20 protein-coding genes are annotated in these 20,128 nt (G+C 67.6%); 13 read left to right on the top strand and 7 right to left on the bottom strand.

All coding sequences use genetic code 11. The features are described 5' to 3' along the window. The first annotated feature begins 87 nt into the window (after positions 1-87). Together AB0P21_RS29235 and AB0P21_RS29230 are read left to right on the top strand one after the other, a co-directional pair. Positions 88-1,794, top strand: coding sequence for a glycoside hydrolase family 18 protein (locus tag AB0P21_RS29235; RefSeq protein WP_363700441.1), 1,707 nt, complete (start codon positions 88-90; stop codon positions 1,792-1,794). 2 nt (positions 1,795-1,796) lie between these two features. After that, positions 1,797-2,723 (top strand): helix-turn-helix domain-containing protein, encoded by a 927-nt coding sequence (locus AB0P21_RS29230; protein ID WP_363700440.1) that lies wholly within the window; start codon positions 1,797-1,799, stop codon positions 2,721-2,723. 18 nt (positions 2,724-2,741) lie between these two features. Here AB0P21_RS29230 and AB0P21_RS29225 read toward each other — a convergent pair whose 3' ends face one another. Together AB0P21_RS29225 and AB0P21_RS29220 are read right to left on the bottom strand one after the other, a co-directional pair. Further along, entirely contained in the window at positions 2,742-3,191 is a 450-nt protein-coding gene (locus AB0P21_RS29225; RefSeq protein WP_363700439.1) for a YbaK/EbsC family protein, read from the bottom strand. Beyond that, a complete protein-coding gene (locus AB0P21_RS29220) occupies positions 3,188-4,327 on the bottom strand; it encodes an MFS transporter (RefSeq protein WP_363700438.1) in 1,140 nt (379 codons plus the stop codon). The genes AB0P21_RS29225 and AB0P21_RS29220 overlap by 4 nt, the downstream gene beginning before the upstream one ends. A 328-nt stretch (positions 4,328-4,655) precedes the next feature. Here AB0P21_RS29220 and AB0P21_RS29215 point away from each other — a divergent pair, with 328 nt between their 5' ends. Beyond that, on the top strand, positions 4,656-5,342 hold the full coding sequence (locus tag AB0P21_RS29215) for a hypothetical protein (RefSeq protein ID WP_363700437.1): 687 nt from the start codon (positions 4,656-4,658) through the stop codon (positions 5,340-5,342). A 292-nt stretch (positions 5,343-5,634) separates the two neighbouring features. Here AB0P21_RS29215 and AB0P21_RS29210 read toward each other — a convergent pair whose 3' ends face one another. After that, positions 5,635-6,147: a MauE/DoxX family redox-associated membrane protein gene (locus AB0P21_RS29210; RefSeq protein ID WP_363700436.1), complete on the bottom strand. Its 513-nt coding sequence runs from the start codon at positions 6,145-6,147 to the stop codon at positions 5,635-5,637. A 137-nt stretch (positions 6,148-6,284) separates the two neighbouring features. Between AB0P21_RS29210 and AB0P21_RS29205 the strand changes: the two genes are divergently transcribed. The 3 genes from AB0P21_RS29205 to AB0P21_RS29195 are packed head-to-tail and all read left to right on the top strand — an operon-like array spanning position 6,285 to position 9,078. Then, positions 6,285-6,824, top strand: a complete 540-nt coding sequence (locus AB0P21_RS29205) for a redoxin domain-containing protein (RefSeq protein ID WP_363700435.1) — start codon at positions 6,285-6,287, stop codon at positions 6,822-6,824. Beyond that, positions 6,821-8,653: an ABC transporter ATP-binding protein gene (locus AB0P21_RS29200; protein ID WP_363700434.1), complete on the top strand. Its 1,833-nt coding sequence runs from the start codon at positions 6,821-6,823 to the stop codon at positions 8,651-8,653. The genes AB0P21_RS29205 and AB0P21_RS29200 overlap by 4 nt, the downstream gene beginning before the upstream one ends. Beyond that, positions 8,650-9,078: a S26 family signal peptidase gene (locus tag AB0P21_RS29195; RefSeq protein ID WP_363700433.1), complete on the top strand. Its 429-nt coding sequence runs from the start codon at positions 8,650-8,652 to the stop codon at positions 9,076-9,078. Before AB0P21_RS29200 ends, AB0P21_RS29195 begins: the two co-directional genes overlap by 4 nt. Here the strand turns inward: AB0P21_RS29195 and AB0P21_RS29190 are convergent. From AB0P21_RS29190 to AB0P21_RS29180, 3 genes are all read right to left on the bottom strand, one after another. Then, a complete protein-coding gene (locus AB0P21_RS29190) occupies positions 9,056-10,798 on the bottom strand; it encodes a BTAD domain-containing putative transcriptional regulator (RefSeq protein ID WP_363700432.1) in 1,743 nt (580 codons plus the stop codon). The genes AB0P21_RS29195 and AB0P21_RS29190 overlap by 23 nt on opposite strands. Before the next feature lie 132 nt (positions 10,799-10,930). Then, positions 10,931-12,490 (bottom strand): cellulose binding domain-containing protein, encoded by a 1,560-nt coding sequence (locus tag AB0P21_RS29185; protein WP_363700431.1) that lies wholly within the window; start codon positions 12,488-12,490, stop codon positions 10,931-10,933. Positions 12,491-12,515: 25 nt separating this feature from the next. Further along, positions 12,516-14,282, bottom strand: a complete 1,767-nt coding sequence (locus AB0P21_RS29180; RefSeq protein WP_363700430.1) for a glycosyl hydrolase family 18 protein — start codon at positions 14,280-14,282, stop codon at positions 12,516-12,518. 246 nt (positions 14,283-14,528) lie between these two features. Here AB0P21_RS29180 and ssd point away from each other — a divergent pair, with 246 nt between their 5' ends. From ssd to AB0P21_RS29160, 4 genes are all read left to right on the top strand, one after another. Further along, complete coding sequence (gene ssd, locus AB0P21_RS29175; protein ID WP_363700429.1) at positions 14,529-15,734, top strand: septum site-determining protein Ssd; 1,206 nt, start codon at positions 14,529-14,531, stop codon at positions 15,732-15,734. Beyond that, the gene (locus AB0P21_RS29170) at positions 15,731-16,891 is read left to right on the top strand and encodes a TadA family conjugal transfer-associated ATPase (RefSeq protein ID WP_363700428.1); all 1,161 of its coding nucleotides are present in this window, start codon (positions 15,731-15,733) and stop codon (positions 16,889-16,891) included. Before ssd ends, AB0P21_RS29170 begins: the two co-directional genes overlap by 4 nt. A gap of 22 nt (positions 16,892-16,913) precedes the next feature. After that, the gene (locus AB0P21_RS29165; RefSeq protein WP_363700427.1) at positions 16,914-17,795 is read left to right on the top strand and encodes a type II secretion system F family protein; all 882 of its coding nucleotides are present in this window, start codon (positions 16,914-16,916) and stop codon (positions 17,793-17,795) included. A gap of 210 nt (positions 17,796-18,005) precedes the next feature. After that, positions 18,006-18,557, top strand: a complete 552-nt coding sequence (locus tag AB0P21_RS29160; RefSeq protein WP_363700426.1) for a type II secretion system F family protein — start codon at positions 18,006-18,008, stop codon at positions 18,555-18,557. Here the strand turns inward: AB0P21_RS29160 and AB0P21_RS29155 are convergent. Further along, entirely contained in the window at positions 18,549-18,851 is a 303-nt protein-coding gene (locus AB0P21_RS29155; protein WP_363700425.1) for a YciI family protein, read from the bottom strand. The genes AB0P21_RS29160 and AB0P21_RS29155 overlap by 9 nt on opposite strands. 190 nt (positions 18,852-19,041) lie before the next feature. On the opposite strand from AB0P21_RS29155, the gene AB0P21_RS29150 reads away from it, so the two are divergent. From AB0P21_RS29150 to AB0P21_RS29140, 3 genes are all read left to right on the top strand, one after another. Next, positions 19,042-19,251, top strand: coding sequence for a DUF4244 domain-containing protein (locus tag AB0P21_RS29150; RefSeq protein WP_363700424.1), 210 nt, complete (start codon positions 19,042-19,044; stop codon positions 19,249-19,251). Positions 19,252-19,328: 77 nt separating this feature from the next. Continuing rightward, on the top strand, positions 19,329-19,724 hold the full coding sequence (locus AB0P21_RS29145) for a TadE family type IV pilus minor pilin (RefSeq protein ID WP_363700423.1): 396 nt from the start codon (positions 19,329-19,331) through the stop codon (positions 19,722-19,724). Continuing rightward, on the top strand, positions 19,705-20,127 hold the full coding sequence (locus AB0P21_RS29140) for an Rv3654c family TadE-like protein (RefSeq protein WP_363700422.1): 423 nt from the start codon (positions 19,705-19,707) through the stop codon (positions 20,125-20,127). The genes AB0P21_RS29145 and AB0P21_RS29140 overlap by 20 nt, the downstream gene beginning before the upstream one ends. Position 20,128: the final 1 nt, after the last annotated feature.

Below are 20,128 nucleotides of genomic sequence, written 5' to 3'. Positions count from 1 at the left end.
ATAGTTTTCAGTTTTCTTGAGCGTGAGAGCGTTCCCACTTTATGTAGGGTCTTGACAATGTAGTTGCACCATCACACTTTGTGTCTCATGAACCCGCGTTCGAACCGCCCCCGCGCCGCGGTCATCTCCGTCCTGTCAGCTCTGCTTCTCGCCGTCACCGGCCTGGTCCTGATCACTCAGACCGGCTCCGCGGCGACCAACCTCGTCACCAACGGGACCTTCGAGACCGGCACCCTCGCCGGCTGGTCCTGCACGGCCGGCTCCGGAGCCGCGGTCAGTGGCTCGGCGCACACCGGCACCTACCAGCTGCAGGGCAGCCCCACCTCGGGTGACAACGCCCGCTGCAGCCAGTCGGTCTCGGTCAAACCCAGCTCGACCTACACCCTGTCGGCCTGGGTCAAGGGCTCGAACGTGTACCTCGGCGCCGACGGTGGCACCAGCACCTGGACCTCCAGCACCGGTTGGGCCCAGCTGACCACCACCTTCACCACCAGCGCCTCGGCCAGCACGGTGACGGTCTACCTGCACGGTTGGTACGGGCTCCCGGCGTACCAGGCGGACGACGTAGTACTGGACGGGCCGGGTGGGACCGGGCCGCCGCCGGACACGACGCCCCCGACGACCCCGGGTGGTCTCACGGTCGGCAGCCCGACCTCGAGCTCGCTGCAGCTGAACTGGTCGGCCGCGACGGACGCCAACGGCGTCAGCCGGTACGACGTAGTACGGGGCTCCGACGCCCCGCAGAGCGTCGGCAACGTGACGAGCTGGACGGCGACGGGTCTCAACCCGAGTACGGCGTACAGCTTCAAGGTGCGTGCCTGTGACGCGGCCGGCAACTGCTCGGCGTACGGCACCACTGTCTCCGGTACGACGTCCAGCGGGCCGGTCGAGCCGCCGCCGGGCAACCTGCCCAAGCACGTGCTGACCGGCTACTGGCAGAACTTCAACAACGGCGCGACGGTCCAGAAGATCTCCGACGTGCCCGCGGCGTACGACCTGATCGCGGTGGCCTTCGCCGACGCGGACGCCTCCCGGCCGGGTGGCATCACCTTCAACCTCGACAGCGCCGGCCTGAACGGCTACACGGTGGCCCAATTCAAGGCGGACATCGCGGCCAAGAAGGCGGCCGGCAAGAAGGTCATCCTGTCCGTCGGCGGCGAGCGCGGCACCATCTCGGTGGCCAACTCGACGGCGGCCGCCAACTTCGCCAGCACCTCCCTGTCGGTACTGCGGGAGTACGGGTTCAACGGGATCGACATCGACCTGGAGAACGGCGTCAACGCGCAGTACATGGGTCAGGCATTGCAGAGCCTGCGGAGCAGCTTCGGCAGCGGGCTGATCATCACGATGGCGCCGCAGACGATCGACATGCAGGCGCCGACGTACGAGTACTTCAAGCTGGCGCTGGCGATCAAGGACATCCTGACCATCGTCAACGTGCAGTACTACAACTCCGGCGCGATGCTCGGCTGCAACGGAGCGGTGTACTCGCAGGGCTCGGTCGACTTCATCACCGCGCAGGCCTGCATCATGCTGCAGAACGGTCTGCGGCCCGACCAGGTCGGGCTGGGACTGCCTGCCTCGACCCGGGGCGCCGGGAGCGGCTACGTGTCGCCGACGATCGTCAACAACGCGCTGGACTGCCTCGCCAAGGGCACCAACTGCGGCAGCTTCAAGCCGAGCACCACGTGGCCGACCCTGCGTGGCGCGATGACCTGGTCGACCAACTGGGACGCGCTGAACGGCAATCAGTTCGCCAACCAGGTCGGCTCCCACGTCCACTCGCTGCCCTGACCATGCACAACTACCGACCCGCTCCCGTGCTGGAAGCACTAGGTGTCTGCTCCGAGGACGAGCAGCTCTACCGGGTGCTTCTGGCCCGGCCGGAAGCATCTGCGACCGAACTGGCGACTGACACGGGCTGGGCCACCGCACGGGTGGCCCGGCACCTCCGCTCGCTGCTGACCCTGGGCCTGGCTTCCCGTACTCCGGGACGCCCGGCCCGCTACACCCCCGCCGTGCCCGAGGCTGCGGTAGAGCTGCTGGCACTTCGCAAGCAGGCGGCGATAGTCCAGGCGCGGCTGGGCGCTGCTGCGCTCTCTGAGGAGTTCCGGGCTCGGCGCGATGCCGGGCCGTTCACGGTGATCCGCGGGCAGCAGGCGATGGCGCAACGGTTCTACCAGGCGCAGCAGAGTGCGCAGACCGAAGTACTGGTGCTGGACAAGCCGCCGTTCGTAGTACTGCCTATTGAGCCACGGCGGGCGCATGGAGTGGCTTACCGGACGATCTACGACATGGCTGCGCTCGTGGAGCCTGCGGAGATCGCTGCTGCCCGTAGTGCTGGGCCCAGCTGCCGGATGCTGCGCGACGTACCGCTGAAGCTGGTGGTCGCCGATCAGCGGACCGGGCTGCTGCAGTCCGGGCAGGAGCTCATCGAGATCGGGCCGTCCACCTTGCTGGACGGTCTGGTGCGGTTGTTCGAGCTGCTCTGGCAGCAGGCGAGCCCGCTGTCACCGTCAGCCTCGGACGGACCGTTGAGCTTCGAGGACCAGCAGTTGCTGGCCCTGGCAGCGGCTGGTCTCACTGATCAGGCGATCGCTCGCCGGCTCGGGGTGGCGCAGCGGACGGTCGAGCGGCGCATGCAACGGATCCTGAAGGCACTTGACGCGACTACGCGTTTCCAGGCCGGGCTGCGGGCGGGTCAGCGCGGTTTGCTGGCTTAGGGCGGGGTGCAACCCCGCCTAGTCCGTGACGTCTGCGACGGTGGCGTCGAGGGCCTTGAGCAAGTCCTCGGCGTCCACTGTCAGCCCGGTGCCGTGGTCGCCGCCACCGATCGAGATGGTGCCGGTGATCCGGTCATCGGCAATCACCGGCCAGGCGTTGGTGCTGCCGAGCGGAGTGATCGTCCCGCGCACGTAGCCGGTTACGTCGAGCGCCGTGTCAGCACTGGGCATCGAGATCCGGTTGATGCCGAGCAACGCGCGCAGCTTGGGCCAGGCGATCTCCCGGTCCCCGGGGACCAGGATGAACCGGTAGTCGTCGTCGGCCAGCCGCACGACGATCGTCTTGATCAGCTTCGCCGGCTCGATGCCTCGGGCGGCCGCGGCCTCCTCGAGAGAGTTCACCCGGCCGTGAGTGGTGACCTCGTACGCCAGGCCCAGCTCGGTCGCCGCCTCGGTTGCTCGCGTCATGTGGTCAGTTTGGCACTGCGCCTCAACAGCAGAGCCAAGACCAGAGTGATGAGCAGCAGCGCGCCCGCCTCGGTGGCAACCCCGGGCCAGGCGGCGTGCGACCACGCAGTACCGGCTAGGCCGCCGAAGACGGATGAGCCCAGGTAGTACGCGAAGAGGTAGAAGCTGGCAGCCTGCCCTGTGCCGCCACCACCCGCATGCGCCCGTACTGCGACCCACCCGCTGGCGACGCCGTGCACAGCGAAGAACCCAGCCGTCATCACTGCCAGCCCGGCGATGACCAGGGGGAGTGGTGCGCTCAGGGTGATGGCAAGGCCCGCCAGAGTCACCAGGCAACCGACGGGGACCACCGCCCGACGCCCATACGTGTCAGCCAATCTGCCGGCCACTGCCGATGCCGCTGACCCGCAGAGATACACAGCGAACACCAGCCCAGCCGGCCCAGGCCCCAACCCATACGGCTCAGCCGCAAGCCGAAACCCCGTCGCGTTGTAGACAGCGACGAACGCCCCCATCGCCGTGGCCGCGATCCCGTACAGTGCCAGCAACGCCGGATCCCTCAGCACCCGCAGCGTCTGCCGACTGCCCTGAGCCTTCACAAAGTGCCTCGACTCCGGCAGCAATACGGCAACCAGCACCGCACACGCCACTCCCATCACCGCGATCCCGCCCAGCGCCAGCCGCCAACCACCCAGGTCAGCCAGCCCGCCGGCAATCAGGCGACCAGTCATGCCGCCCACCGCAGTACCGGCGATGTAGAGCCCGCTAGCCCTGGCCAAGCTGTCGTCGTGCACCTCCTCCCGCAGGTACGCCACAGCCACCGCCGGCAACCCCGCCAACGCCACCCCCTGCACACCTCTGAGCACCAGCAACACGTGCCAGGTAGGCGCGACCACACACAACACAGCCATCACCGCAGCCGCCGCCACCGACCACCGCATCACCTTGGTCCGCCCGACAACCTCAGAAACCGCTCCGGCTCCTAGCAGCGCCAGCCCCAGCCCGAGCGTCGCCACGGAAACACTGAACGCACTCTGTCCGGCTGAAACTTGAAACACCCGAGCCAACTCCGGCAGCAACGCCTGAGTGCTGTAAAGCATCGCGAACGTGGCCAGCCCGGCTGCGAACAAGGCCACCGACAACCTGCGATACCCCGCATCGCCTGGTCGATAGCCACTCTCCACAACCCCGACTATGCCGCCGCCCCTCACCCACCCGAAGCGCAAGTGACAAGAGCAACAGACAAGAGCAACAGACAAGAGCAACAGACAAGAGCAACAGACAAGAGCAACAGACAGTGCCCCCGTCGGCGCGGGGTTGCTGTAGGTGCCGGAGGTGACGGCGGGCACGTGCGACAGGCATCTCAGACCCACGTCGCAAGTTCCGAAGACTCTCGGCCTATATACAGTCTGCGCAGTGAGGAAGCTTTTGAGTGGCGTGAGGCCCAATCGAAGACAAGTGTTCATGGCAGGGGCGGTGGCAGCCGCGTCGACGGTGGCGACCACCGGTACTGCGGCCGCCGGCGGCTACGGATCGGGGGATCTCGGCGCCTGGAAACACCTGACCAAGGCCGTCGCCCCGGCCTCGACGGTCCAGCGGGTGCTGGCTGCCAACGGGGTGTTCATGTTCGGTGACAGCATCGGAGTACAGGACGGCAAGGCGTTGTCGATCCGCTTGATGGGCACGCTGAAGCTGGATCTCGCCGTGAACAACTGGTCGGGCCGGCCGACCAAGGAGACCGTCGACGAACTGGCGAACTGGAAGGCGACGTACGGGCTGCCGCGCCGGGTGCTGATGGCGTGTGGCAGCAACGACATCTTCACGCCACCGGTGATGGCCGCGCAGATCGATCGGGCGATGAGCATCGTCGGCTCGCGGACCACGGTGTTCTGGGTCAACACCCAGGTCGCGCGCACCGGCCAGGGCGCCACCCTGCAACTGGCAGACCAGCGCAACAGCGCCTGGGTCAACATGCAACTCGCCGACGCACAACGGCGCTACTCGAACCTGCGAATCGTCCGCTGGGCAGAGTGGCTGGCAGCCAAACCGACCCGCCTCAGCACCTATCTCCGCGAAGGCAACCACACCTCGATCCCGTACGGCCAGGACGCACGCAACGAGCTGATCGTCCAGGCAATCAAGGCCGGCTGACCTGTCTCGACGGTTCCGGGTCCTCCTTCGCGGGTGAGCACCCGGAACCGTCTGCTCAGACGGTCAACCACACAAGGTGCAGGAACACCTCACGCACTGGCCGTTCGGGTTTCTACACCCACAGAGGTCGCAGCAGATCACGCTGACCGCAGCCTCGGCCTCGATCTTGGGAGCCACCAGTCCGAGCATCCGGTCTCCCACCTTGTTGATCAGTCGCTTCACGAGAATCACCTCCCTCCTTGCCTCGACGTGATCGGCGCCGCGTCACGGCGCCGACAGACGCAAGCTCGGCTCACTGGCCGAGTCCGAGCAAGGCAGACAGGTCGTCCCAGCGGGTCAGGCAGAAGCCGATGACGGCTCCGCCCGCGATCAAGGTGATCGCCACCGCGTCCAGCCCGTCAGGTGCAGCGACGAACTGCGCCCCCAGCCCTGCCATGGCAATCGCTGTCAGCAGTAGGTTGCGGACCAGATGGCCTTTGCTCAACACGGCAGTGCCAGCGCCGAAGCAGCGGCAGCGCACCTGCAGCCGGCGACGTAGTACCAGCGCGACCCCTGCCGAAAGGGCCGCGAAGAGCGCGACGGTCCCGGCGTAGCCGGCCAACGGCGCCACCACCAGCCCAACGGCCGCCAGTACCTCGCCGCTGGTCAGTGCAGCGGCTGTCAGCCGGCTGCGGCGCGGAACCAGCACGGCGAGACTCGCAGCGAAGTCGCTGAAGGCCCTCCTGGACCGGAGCTTCGAGGCTGCCGCGGTCAACAGCACGACCACCAGCACGGATCGGCAGAGCAGCTCGATCACCTGCAGCATCTCCCTCGCAGTCCGGCATCACCTTGGGATCGGACGGTAGGGAAGGAGCCGATAGATCCGATACACACCCGCGTGTAGCCGGTCTATCGAGGCGCTGCCTACCTTGCACTCCTTGATCCACTGGAAGGAGAGCTGCTGTGGCCGGACTCGTCGCATTCGCCGTACTGCTGACATTGCTCAACCTGTTGCTGATCTTCGCGGTGATCCGGCGGCTGCGGGAGCACACCGAGCAGCTGGCCTCGCTCGCGGCCGGTCATGGATCCGACCAGAACGCCGGGCTGCCGGTCGGCCGCCGGGTCGCTGACTTCAGCGGTACGACGGTTGACGGTGAAGCCATCAGCCGGGATCTGCTGACGGGTGAGACGCTGGTGGCGTTCCTGATGCCTGGCTGCACTCCGTGCCGCAAGAGCCTGCCCGAGCTGGCCGAGACGGTCGCCAACTGGCCAGGTGGACGTGCCAGCACGCTCGTGGTCATCTCAGGCGACGAAGAGAAGGCTGCCGAGTACGTCGCAACGCTGGCGCCCGTGGCCAGAGTCCTAGTCGAAGGACCGGACGGCCAGGTCGGTACTGCGTTCGAGGCCGCCGCCTACCCACTGTTCGGCACCGTCGACTCGCACGGCCGGGTACTCCGTTCCGAGCGCGACCCAGGTGTCCTGTCGGTCGTGACCCCGGTGTGAAGGAGCAGCCGTTCCGGGTCGCCGGGCTGGTCCAGGTACTCCGGCTGGTCTGGCTCGGCGGGCCTGCGATCGTGGTCGCCTACCTGGTGTTCACCATCCTCGGTGGTCTGGAGCCGGTCGTCCTGTCCTGGCTCACGAAGTTGCTGCTGGATGGGATTGCCGGCGGGCGGATGGAGTCGGGCACCGCCGTCCTGCTGGGCCTCGGACTCGGAGTCGCGGGGATCGCGCTCACCGTGCTTCCCAGCTGTGTCCGCTATGTGTCCGACCAGCTCGAGCGGGCCGTCGCACTGGTCGCGGACGACCAGCTGTACGCGGCCGTGAACAAGTTCGTCGGGCTCGGCCGGTTCGAGGATCCGGAGTTCCTGGACAAGTTGGGGCTGGCCCGCAACGCGGGTGGTGTCGCACCAGGCCGGGTGCTGAGCGCGATGCTCACACTGGTCCGCTCCGGCCTGACGGTGGCGGGGTTCCTGGTGTCGCTGCTCGCGATCAGCCCGGTGATGGCGCTTGCCGTCTCGGCCAGCGCGGTCCCGATGGCGATCGCGGAGTTCCGGCTGTCCAGACAGCGGGTCCGGATGTACCAGCAGATCGAGCCGGTCCTGCGGCGTGAGTTCTTCTTCAGCGCCCTGCTGACCACGGTCGAGGCGGCCAAGGAGGTCCGGCTGTTCGGCACCGGCCAGTACTTCCGCCGCCGGATGCGGGCCGAGCGGGTCACGGCCAATGCTGCCGAACGCCGGACTGCCCGGTCCGAGCTGCTGACCCAGGGCAGTCTCGGCCTGATGAGTGCGCTGGTCGCCGGGGCAGGGCTGTTGTGGGCCGTGCGATCCGCTGCGGCCGGCAACCTGTCGGTCGGCGACCTGACCCTCTTCGTCGCCGCTGTCGGCGGCGTCCAGCTTGCGCTGGGCTCGCTGGTCACCGAGCTGTCCGGCGCGCATCACCAGCTGATGATGTTCGAGCACTACCGCGCGGTCGTCGGTGCGGGACCCGACCTGCCGGTCGAGCCGGTGCCGAGATCCCTGCCCGTCCTGGCGCGCGGTATCGAGTTCGAGGACGTCTGGTTCCGCTACTCGCCGAGCCATCCCTGGATCCTGCGAGGGGTCGACCTGGCCATCCCGTACGGCGGATCAGTCGGCCTCGTCGGTCTCAACGGCGCCGGCAAGAGCACTCTGGTCAAGCTGCTCTGCCGGTACTACGACCCCGAGCGCGGCGCGATCCGGTGGGACGGCCGAGATCTGCGCGAGATCGACCCGGCGGAGCTACGCCGGCGGATCGGCGCCGTCTTCCAGGACTACATGACCTATGACCTGACGGCAGCCGAGAACGTCGGACTCGGTGACATCGACGCCGTCGATACTCGAGCCAGGATCGTCGCCGCTGCCCACAGGGCAGGCGCCCATGAGCTGCTCGACGACCTGCCCAACGGCTACGACACCTTGCTGTCCAGGGTTTTCGTCGACCAGGCCGAGAAGAGTGCTCAGGCCGCCGGCGTCCACCTGTCCGGCGGGCAGTGGCAGCGGGTCGCGCTGGCGCGGGCGATGCTGCGCGACCACTGCGATCTGATGATCCTCGACGAGCCGGCCTCCGGCCTGGACGCCGAGGCGGAACACGAACTGCACCAGCGGTTGCAGCAGCACCGCGCCGGTCGTACGAGCGTGCTGATCTCACACCGGCTGGGAAGTCTGCGCGAGGCCGACCGCATCGTCGTACTGGAGTCGGGCCAGGTGATGGAGCAAGGGAGTCACGACGAGCTGATGATGCTGGATGGTGCTTATGCGCGGCTCTTTCGCCTCCAGGCCAAGGGATATCACCTGGACGAGCTGGTCGGCCAATGATCCTTCTCCCCGTTGGTCTGCTCGCTGCGATCGCCGTCTGGTGTGTGCGCCGGCGGTACCTGTTGGTGACGGTTCAGGGAGCGAGCATGTCGCCTGCTTTGACCGGTGGGGAACGGGTGCTGGTCCGGCGGTCCGGACCCGAGTCCCTGCGGCGGGGTGACATCGTCGTCGTCCGGTGGGACACCGAGGAGCACAAGACCCGGGTACCGGTCTCGATGCAGCTGATCAAGCGCGTAGTGGCGATCGAGGGCGATCCGCTACCAGAGCTGATCGCGGCGGCGGCCGGGCTTCCGGCGGATGCGCCGACGCCTGCCGGGCTGTTCGCAGTACTGGCGGACAATCTGGAGAACAGCATGGATTCGCGGGCCTGTGGACTGTTCGGGGCCGGCAACCTGATCGGCGTCATGGCCCGGCAGCCAAGCTGAGCTCCGCTGCGAACAGCCTGGTGAGCTTGGGCAACCGGTACCGGTCGTGACTCGGCTGGTCGAGCAGCCCGTGCTCCACCAGTCGGTCCAACGCGCGTACGGCGATCGGCACGGACTGGCCCAGAGTCGCCGCCAGGTCGCTTGCCCGGAGTTCGGGAGCTGGCCTGCCCCCAGCCCAGTGGAGAGCCTTCGCGGCCAGCTGATCCGTCCGGCCACCAGCAGCCAGTACGTCGTACGCGTCGCGCAGGCGGTCTCTGAGCGCAAGATCCTCGGACTCGAACTCGTCGAGGAGGCAGCGCTCGTCGTCGAGCCGAGCTGCCAGGTCGGCAAGTCTCCAGCGCGGATGCCCTGCCAGTCTTGCCGCCGCGATCCGGAGTGCCAGCGGCAACTGGCCGCAGAGCTCTACCAGTCGCTGAGCAGCGGCCGGCTCGGCCTGCAGCCTGGCGGGTGGGACGAACAGGCCCAGTAGCGCCAAGCCTCCGGAGTTGCTGAGCCCCCCGAGGTGCAGCGGAGTCGCGCCGTCCAGCGTGCACAGTGACTGCCGGCTGGTCACCAGGACCGCACATAGAGAGGAGGAAGGGATCAACGGCCTGATTTGCGCCACATGCGTCGCGTTGTCCAGCACCAGCAGCATGCTGCGGCTCGCGAGCAGGGACCGGAGCTGTGCGTCGGCACAGTCCGGATCGACGGTCGAGGCGGTGATGGCGCGGACCAAGCCGACCAGCGCCTTCTCCACTCGCGGCTGGCGGCGAAGATCGAGGTAGAGGCTGCCGTCCGGGTAGCGCTCGGCTACGGCATCAGCTGCGGCGAGTGCCAACGCGGACTTGCCGGCTCCGGCGGGACCGTGGATCGAGACCAGGCTCCCGGGGCGGCCGAGCTGATCGGTCAGACGCTCGAGCTCGTCACACCTGCCAGCCAGCAGCGGAGGTGGCGGCAGTTGCCGGGGTTTCACCGCTACGGCACCGGCGTCGGTGCAGAGAGCGGGATCGCGACGCAGGATCGCCAGGTACAGGTCGCGGAGTTCTGTGCCTGGCTCGATGCCGAGTGTCTCGATCAGTGCAGCCCGGGCCGCGGTGAAGGCGCGGATGGCGCCTGCGGGATCGTGGACGGCGTACAGCGCGCGCATCAGCAGGGACCAGCTCCGCTCCCGCAACGGCTGCGCGGCGACCAGTGCCTGGAGAGGAGCGATCGCGGTACGGGCTCTTCGGAGTGCCAGCAGGGCGGCACAGCGGTCTTCTTCGGCCGCGAGCCGGCGGTCCTCGACGGCGACCTCTCGCGCGGTCAACGACGGACCTGTCCGAACGTCTTGGGCGAAGCGGCCGTGCCACTGAGCGAGAGCCAGGTCCAGAGCCTGAAGGGCCTCCTCGGTGGCACCGCGTTCGAGTGCCAGCCTGCCGGTGTTCGCAGCGCTTTCGAAGACGGACAGGTCGAGCTCGTCCGCGTTGACTCGCAGCCGGTAGCCGAGAGGCCCGACGGTCAACCGGTCGCGCTCGGCCGCGGGCAGTGTTGCTCGCAGCCGGGCCGCGTACGTGCGGATGTTCGCTGTCGCTGACCTCGGCGGCTGCTCGCTCCAGAGTTCCTCGGTGATCTGCGGCAGACCGACGACTGCGTTGGTCTTCGCCAGCAGCAGAGCAGTCAGCGTTCGTTGCTTGGGTGATCCCAGCCGGACCGGTTTCCCGGCGGCCGAGATCTCCACGTCCCCCAGCAGTTTGAACTCCACGGCGCCTCCCATGCCGAGCATGGCGGAGGCTGCTTTCACTGCGCTTTCAGATTCGGAAGCCCACCGGGGCTTCGACCGTACGAGCCCGGCACGGCGAACGAGTGGGGGCCCTCGTCCGCCGTACCGGTGCTGCTAGAAGCCTGCAGTGATGCGGGTGAACTCCCAGTCGGGCTGGGCGATCCCACTGCAGTTGGAGACGACGCCGCCGCCCGCGCAGCCGCGGTCGCGGTTCACCGACCAGAACGCCAGCCGCCCGAGGCCGTTGGTCTTGGCCCAGGTGGTGATGTTCTGCCAGGTTGCCGTGGTGGTCAGCTCCTGCTGGTCGGACAGACCGTTCATGCCGGAGATGCCCTGGTGGGCGTAGGCCTGCGCGGTGGTCCAGCCGAAGACGGACTTCAGCTTGTTGTTCAGGCCGGTGGAGGCGCCGACCGTGTCGTTGTAGATGTTGCCGCTGCCGAAGTCGAACGGCATCAGGGTGAAGATGTCGATGTTCGCGTTGAGCGCCTTGGACCGCTCGATCAGCCGGTTGCCGTAGTAGTTCGGGCCGGTGGTCGAGGTGCCGAAGGTCAGGATCGTCTGGATCCCGGGGTTGTTCTGCTTGACGATCTTCAGCGCGTTCAGGATCCGGTCCTGGACGACCTCGTTCTCGAACTCGTCGGAGTTCTCGATGTCGACGTCGATCGCCTTCAGGCCGTAGGCGCTGATCACCTGCTGGTAGGCGCCGGCGAGCGCTTCCGGCGTACTGCAGTTCGGGCCGAGCTTGTTACCGCTCCAGCCGCCGATCGACGGCACGATGTCGCCGCCGGCCGCGCGGATCTGCGCGATCGCATTGGCGTCGGCGCTGCCCTGCAGCGGCCGTGCGCCGTCCCAGGCCGGGTTGCAGCCGCCGGACGACAGGATGAAGGCCATCGTGAACCACTTGATGCCGGTGGCGCTCATGACCGTCGCCGGGTTCGGCGGGTCGCCCCAGCCCATGTAGAGGTACGGCGCGGCCCTACGGGTGCCCACCGGGTCCGGGTCGGTGCCACCTGTCTTGGTGGTGACCGAGACGGCACCGCTCTTGGCGCCTTCGCCTGCACTGTTGGAGCCACTGACCTGATAGCTGTACGCCGTGTTGGCGGACAGGCCGGAGTCCGTGTACGACGTACCGGTCGGCGTACCGACCTTGGTGCCGTTGCGGTAGACGTTGTAGCTGGTAGCCCCGCTAGCAGCCGACCAGGTGAGGCTGACGGACGAGGCGGTCGAAGTACCGGCTAGTCCGCTGGGTGCACCGGGGACTGTCCCGCCGCCTCCGCCAGTACAGGACCCACCGTTGAGGCGGCAGGCGGCGATACCGGGGAAGTTACCCGGGCTGCCGTTGAAGCCGAAGGTGACGCTGGCGCCGGGAGCCAACGGCCCCGCCCAGCTGGGCGGAGTGAAGGTGTGGGTCTGCCCGCTGGTACTGCGGACCGCGTCCCACGAGCTGCTGACGCTGTAGCCGGACGGGAAGTCCAGGGCGACCGACCAGGTGCTGATCGCGGCGGAGGTGCCGTTCGTGACGGTCACCTTGCCCTCGAATCCGCTACCCCAGTCCGACACCTTCGTGAAGGCCGCGCTCACCGGTGCGGCCTGGGCCGTCGGTACCACGAGGACGGACATCACCACTGCTGCTATCGCCGCGATGGCGACCGAGATGTGCTTGCGTTTCATCATGCTCCGATCAGTAGGCGGTACGTGATCAGATCCGGCCCCAGAGTGCGGGGACGTTCGGCGGTTCCCATCCGGGCAGCGTGGTGTGGCCCTGGATACACCGGTAGGTGACGCCTTGGTAGGAGACCAGTGCGCCGGTCGGGTACGCCGTGTACGGCGCCCACGGCGTCGCCGTCGGAGGGGTGGTCGGCGGCGTGGTGGGAGGTGTCGTCGGGGGAGTCGTGGGCGGGGTGGTCGGCGGCGTCGTGGGAGGCGTCGTCGGAGGTGTGGTGGGCGGCGTGGTCGGGGGAGTCGTGGGCGGAGTGGTCGGGGGACCGCTGCAGCCAGGGGTGTCCGCGTTGACCGAGTTGACGACCGCGTTGAACAAGGTGGCGGCCGGGTCCAGTGCCTCCAGCGAATACATCATCGCGCCGCCCAGGCCCTTGCAGTGGCCGTAGTCGGCCTTCTCCTTGATCGACCTGGCGTTGTCACCGGTCCAGAAGGTGCCGTTGCTGTAGAACCAGGACGACTTGCTGGCCTCGTCGAAGAACGTCGACGCGGGGTTGTCGACGAAGCCGGTGAGCTCCTTGTAGAAGGAGACGCCGGGCACGTTGCCGCTCAGCGCGTGACCGTCGGCGGGTGCGGTGGCCGTCTGGTACTTGCCGTTGGCCGTGGCCGGCACACCCTTCCATCCCCTGTAGTAGAAGGGATATCCGATGGTCAGCTTGTTCGCCGGGAAGCCGCCCGGGATCCCGTACGCCGGGTCGCCGGTGGTCCAGGCCTGGATCGCGCCGTCGACGGAGTACTTCTTGGTGCCCGGCGGGATCGGGTTGCTCGGGTCGTTCGGCGCCTGGTAGAGCGGGTCCTGGAAGTTGGTCGGACCGGTCGGCTCGAACCCACCGTGCATGTCGTACGTCATCACGTTGTTGTAGTCGAGGTACTGCCCGATCTTGTCGGTCTCGATCGTCTTGATCTTGTCCTGACCGGCCGGCGTCGCGGCGGTCAGCCACATCTTCTTGCCGCCGTTGGCGCTGCCGAAGGCGTCCAATTGGGCACGGAACTCGGCCAGCAGCAGGGTGAAGTTCTGCTTGTCGGCGGCGCTGTAGTGGTTACCGGTGTGGCCGCCCGGTGAGCCCGGGTACTCCCAGTCGATGTCGATGCCGTCGAAGATGCCGGCCGCGCTGCCCGGACCGCCGAAGCCGTCCACGGTCGGCAGATCGCCCTTGATGAACATGTTCACGCAGGAGCTGACCAGCGCCTTGCGCTTGGCGTCGGTGGAGGCCGCGTCGGAGAAGTACTTCGAGTAGGTCCAGCCGCCGATCGAGATCAGGATCTTCAGGTTCGGCTGCTTGGCCTTCAGCTTCTTGAGCTGGTTGAAGTTGCCCTGGATCGGCTGGTTCCAGACGTCGCCGACGCCGTCGACGCTGATGTCCGCGCCGTACGACTTGCCGTAGTCGGCGAACGCGTCGCCCGCGCCGTCACCGGCGTTCGGGTCGTTCTCGTCCTGCGAGGCGGCCTTGTTGGCCATGAAGCAGGTGTGGCTGGTCGGGTGGATGTTCGCGAACGCGTAGTTGAGGAAGTCGAGCTTGCTCGCGACCCCGGTGGTGACCAGGTTCTTCGGGTAGTAGGTGTTGCCGTAGATGCCCCACTGAGTGAAGTAGGCCGTCTTCACACCACCACTGCTGGCGGCCTGGGCCTGGGGTTGGGCTTGCGGGGCGGAGTTGGTTCCAGCGGTGGCGGCGGATATGCCGCCGACGGCGATCAGGGCGCTGGCGGCGACAGTGGCCGCGGCGGCGATGCTGCGCATTCGACTCATGGGGCGGTCCTCCGGTTAGGAGCTGAGCAGTGCACGGGTGTCCAGCAGTTGTCCACGAATGGACGACTTCGGAGCCTTCTGAGAGAAACTTAGTTAAAGACTCTTCGAAACGAACCGTAGCCCTTTGCTCCCCGCAGGTCTCCGGGTCGCGATGGCGGGTTGCCGCTGCTGACGGATATCCGACAGTTCTCCACAGCCTTGGTATTTCTTCTGGCTCAGCAGTCGAACGACGGCACCTTCTAAGGCATGGAGAACCTTCGATCGATCCCGCTGCCGACACCGGCGCCGGCCGTCCTGCTGGCCACCGCCGACGCCCTCCTCCTGGACGACCTACTTCGCCTCGCCGCAGCCGCCGAGGTGACCCCACGGGTGGAGCACGACCTGCTCGGCCTCCGCCGCAACTGGCAGACCCCTGTCCTGGTCGTAGTCGGCCAAGACCTGGCTGAGCCTTTGGCCCGCACCCAACCACCTCGCCGCCCAGGCGTGCTGGTCGCAACCCATGCGCTCAGCAACCACGACCAAACGACGCAGTCGGGCGACACAGACCCATACCGCGCGGCCCACCCCGACCCGTACCGCGCAGCCGCCACCGCCCCATCCCACAACGCGCCTGCAGCCGAGTCCACCGCCTACCGCAGCGCCTTGGCGATCGGCGCCGAAGGCGTCTTCACCCTGCCTGCCGACGCAACCGCGCTCGGCGACAAACTGGCAGATGCCCTCGATGGAGGCGCCCGCATAGCCGTCACCCTGGCTTTCGTCGGCGGCTGCGGCGGCGCCGGCGCAACCACCCTCGCCGCCGCGGTAGCCGTCGCCGCCGACCGACGCGGCCTCCGCAGCATGCTGATCGACGGCGACCCGTTGGGCGGCGGCATCGAGCTAGTACTAGGCACCGAAGCCCACGAGGGATCCCGCTGGCCGGCTTTGCTGAACGCCGCCGGCCGAGTCAGCGCCAGCGCCCTCCGAGCCGCCCTGCCACAAGTAGACGGCCTAGCAGTCCTGTCCTGGGATCGATCAGGTGTCACAGCCCTACCACCAGAAGCAATGAGATCGGTCCTCGGCGCAGCCCAACGCAGCAGCGACCTGGTAGTAGTCGACCTCCCGCGCAGACCGGACCCCGCAGCCGAGGAAGCATTCGTCCGCGCGACCTCAACGCTGGTAGTCGTCCCCCGAGACGTCCGCTCCTGCGCAGCAGCGGCCCGCCTGGTAGCGCCCCTCCGCGAGGTCGCCCACGACCTGCGAGTAGTGGCGCGAGAGCCTGGCCTGAACGGACTTTCCGCCCTCGACGTCGCAGACCACCTGTCGTTGCCCCTGGCAGTCAAGCTCGGATTCGAGCGAGACTTGCCGTCCCTGCTAGACGAAGGCCGCTTCGATCCAAGACCACGAAGCGCTCTGGGGCGAGCAGCAACCGAAGTACTAGACCTGTTCGGCCTCCACGGACAGCTCGCGGCATGAACATCTCCACCGACCTCCTCGAACGCGTCCGCACCACCCTCGCTGCGCAAGGAGCCGAGCCAACAGCCGCCCAGGTCGCCGCAGCTCTCCGCGCCACCGGCGAAGTCTTCGGCGACTCGACCGTCCTCGCCGTCCTGGAGGCGTTGCGTCGTGAGGCCCTCGGTGCCGGCCCACTCGACGGCCTACTGACCGAGCCCGGCATCACCGACATCCTGGTCAACGGCCCCAACCAGGTCTACGTCGACCGCGGCTCAGGCCTGGAGCGCATCCCCCTCCGCACCGGCGACGAACCAGCAGTCCGCCGACTCGCCACCCGTCTCGCCGCAGCCGCCGGCCGCCGCCTCGACGACGCCACACCGTACGTCGATGTCCGTCTCCCCGACGGCACTCGCTTCCACGCCGTCCTGGCCCCGATCGCGGCCCCTGGTACGTGTCTCTCCCTCCGTGTCCCTTCCCGCAACATCTTCACCCTCGAAGACCTGGTCGCAGCCGGCTCCCTCCCCGCCGCCGGAGCCCCCGTACTACGAGACGTCCTGCTCTCTCGCATCGCCTTCTTGATCAGCGGCGGCACCGGAACCGGCAAGACCACCCTCCTGAATTCCCTGCTGTCCTTGGCCAATCCCGCGGAACGCCTGGTCCTCGTCGAAGACGCCAGCGAACTCCATCCAGACCACCCTCACGTGATCCGCCTCGAGGCTCGTCCACCCAACGTCGAAGGCGCAGGCGAAATCTCCCTCCGCGACCTGGTTCGCCAAGCACTCCGAATGCGCCCGGACAGGTTGGTAGTCGGCGAGGTCCGTGGCGCTGAAGTGGTCGACTTGCTCAGCGCCTTGAACACCGGCCACGAGGGCGGCTGCGGCACAGTCCACGCCAACTCAGCCGCCGACATCCCCGCCCGGCTGGAAGCCCTAGGCGCCCTAGCAGGCCTCACCCGCGACGCCATCCACAGCCAGATCTCCTCAGCCCTGCAAGCAGTAATCCACCTGACCCGCACCCCAACAGGCCTCCGCCGAATCACCGAGATCCGAGCTATCGCCCGCACCTCCAGCGGCCAAGCCATCACCATCCCCGCCATCGAATTCACCCCCACCGGCCCACCCAAACTCCACCCAGCCGCCGCCACCCTGCTAACCAATCCCCGCCCCCAAGCAGCCTGACCCCACCCTCCGGAGCAGTCCGATGCCAGCCCTGACAGCACTTTTGGTCCTGATCACAGTCCTAGCCCTAATCCCCACCCCCACCCGAGCCCTCCACCGCCTCAACTCACCCACCCCACAGCGCCGCCACCAGCTCACCCTCCCGACCCGCGGCCGCCCGCACCTCTCAGCCAACGCCTTCGCCCGCTCAACCCGCCGCCGACTCACCGCGCTCGCCGCAGTAGTTGCCCTAGGCATCTTGATCGCAGCATCAACCGACCCGTCCGTGCTGGTGATCGCTCTGACGCTCGCCGTCATCGCCACCCTCATCACCACCCAACGCGCCCGCACCACCAGAGCGCGAGCCACCGCCAGGAAACGAGCCGCCGTCATCGAAGCCTGCGACGTACTGGCCGCCGAACTGGCCGCCGGCCGCCCACCATCAGCCGCCCTGGAAGGCGCCGCCACAGTCTGCCCAGATCTCGAGGTCGCCTCAGCCGCAGCGAAGCTCGGCGGCGACGTCCCCGCCCTCCTCGACCTCCTCGCCGAAACCCCGGGAAACGAAGGCCTCCGGGCCCTCTCCGCAGCCTGGCGAGTAGCCGACGAGTCCGGCGCAGCCTTCGCCACCATCATCGACCGCCTGGCCGACTCCCTCCGCGCCGACGAAACCATCCGCCGCCAGATCACCACCAGCATCGCCGGCCCCAGAGCCACCGCCCGCCTGCTGGCAATCCTCCCCGCCTTCGGCACAGCCCTCGGCTACGCCATCGGCGCCAACCCCCTGGCCTTCCTCACCCAATCCCCACCAGGTTGGCTCTGCCTCGCTCTGGGCCTGGCCCTCACCACCCTCGGCCTCTACTGGACCAACACCCAAACCAAACCCCCATGGGAGTCAACTCCCAGCCCCCGCCACCAACCCACCTAACCCATGCCCACCGATGCACTGGCAGCCGTAGCCACAGCCTCCGCGCTCGTACTCCTTCTCCCCAGCCAACCAAGCCACCGCCGACTAGCAAGGCATCGCCCCCTCACCACCCGCTGGCCCTTCAGCCTCATCTCCCCAAAGAACATCCCACCCACAACTCGCCGCCTCCACCTCTCGGTAGCAGCCATCGCCGCAGTCGGCGTCCTCTTCTTGCTAGGCACACCCACCGGCCTGCTCCCCGCAGCAGCCGTCTTCCTAGCCACCCCACCAGCCCTCAGCCGACTAGAACCCGCAGCCACCCGCCGACGTACCGCCCAACTAACCGCCGACCTCCCACTAGCAGTCGACCTACTAGCAGCCTGCCTACGAGCCGGCCGCCCACCTCAAGCAGCAATCGCCCTCGTCGCCAAATCCCTCGGCGGCCCACTGGCCGACCTCCTGACCGAGGTCGAGCGCCGCCTGAATCTCGGCGCAGACCCGATCGACGCCTGGTCCTGTCTCCTCAAGGAACCCGCCTGCGCCCCCTTCGCCCGCGCCACCCAACGAGCCCTCCGCTCCGGCGCACCACTGGCGAAGATCCTCGAACGCCAAGCCAACGACACCCGCCAAGCCCGCCGCTGGTCCGCCGAGGAACACGCCCGCGCAGTCGAATCCCGATCCGTAGTCCCGCTGGGCCTCTGCTTCCTCCCCGCGTTCGTCCTACTCGGCATCGTCCCCACCATCGCGAGCTCGCTGTCCGGCCTGCTCAGCTTCCTACGCTGACGGCAACGACTCCTTGAGCTGCGCCAACTCTGCCGTCACCGTCGTCGCGAAGAAGAGCGTCACCCGATACTCACAAACCCCCGCAACCGAGAACGAATCGCCGGCAACCAGTTCCTCGATCGCCGCCCGATCATTGCCTACGGCAAGAATCACCCCGCCATCCCGAGGCTCCTTCCGCCCCGAGGCCAAGAACACCCCGGCGTCGTACTGCGCCTTCACCCACCCCAGGTGATCGGCCATGTACTCATCCACGCTCTCCAGCGGTGCCGTGTAAGTCAACTCAAGAACAAACATGCAACTCACGCTAGCCCGGCGCACCGCCCACCCACGCGCCGGGCTACTCGGCATCAATTCACTCCTCCGATGGTTGATCGAACACAGTTGTCCCCAAGCAGAAAACTCCTTCTCTGCAACGGCTCCGACGACGGCACCTTGTCAGTAAGCCGATCCGGAACAGCCCGGGTCGAAGATCAGGAGGTCCGATATGTCCAAGGCGCTGATCCCCGTCCGCCGATCTCGTCCCCGCGGTGAACGCGGCGCCGCCACCGCGGAGTACGCCGTCTCGATCGTCGCAGCCTGCGGGCTCGGCGGCATCCTCATCGCCCTGCTCAAGTCGCCTGCCGTGCAGACGGCACTCAAGGCAATCATCAACTACGCCTTGAAAGCCGCCGGCGTAGACGGCGTCCAACTCTGACCAACCACCCCTAGCCGGCCGCGGCGCCTCCCCTCACCGCCGCGGCCGGCCCACCCCGGTTAGAGAGAGGACCCCGCATGCCAACCCATCCCAAAACCCGCTCCGACCACGGCGCGATCACCGCCGAAGCCGCCCTCGTACTCCCTGTACTCCTAGCCTTCCTGGCCCTCGGCCTCTGGGTAGTCGGCACCGTCATCACCAACATCCGCTGCATAGACGCCGCCCGAGACACCGCCCGCGCCGCAGCCCGCGGCGAGTCCGAGGAGATCGCCCGCCAACTAGGCGAACGCGCCGCCCCACAAGGAGCAACGATCACCATCACCCAAACCGGCACCACCATCCACGTCGAGGTGACAGCAGCCCCCGCCAGTCCTCCCGGCCTACTTCGCGCTCTCCCACACCCGAACGCCCACGCCACCGCCGTCATCCAAGCCGAGCAGCCCCTCCAGCCCAATGCCCACCCAGCCAACTGACCCGGGCGTCAGCAGTCCGATGCCCACCGAGGCAGCTGACGCCCGCGCCAGCGCGAGCGATCTCGGCAGCGCAAGCCTGCTAGCCATCGGTGTCGCATTCGTCTTGCTAGGAGGCTGCCTAGCGGGAGTCCTATGGGCAGCCATCTCCATAGCCCACCACCGAGCAGACGCCGCCGCAGACCTAACCGCCCTCACAGCAGCCCAATCCCTACAAACCGGAAGCAGCACCCCCTGCGCTGCAGCCGAAGAGATCGCAAAGGCACACCAGGTCGAACTCCACGACTGCCAACAACAAGGCGAGACCATCTCCGTCGTAGTGGCAGTAAAGCTAGACCTCGGCGCGATAGGCACGCCGGTACTAACCGGCCAAGCCAGAGCCGGCCCCATCGAAGGAGCAAACTGAC

This window comes from Kribbella sp. NPDC056861 (assembly GCF_040687575.1).
In the GTDB taxonomy this organism is placed as follows: domain Bacteria; phylum Actinomycetota; class Actinomycetes; order Propionibacteriales; family Kribbellaceae; genus Kribbella.
Note: the sequence above shows the minus strand (reverse complement) of the source record. Positions and strands in the feature narration are given on the sequence as shown.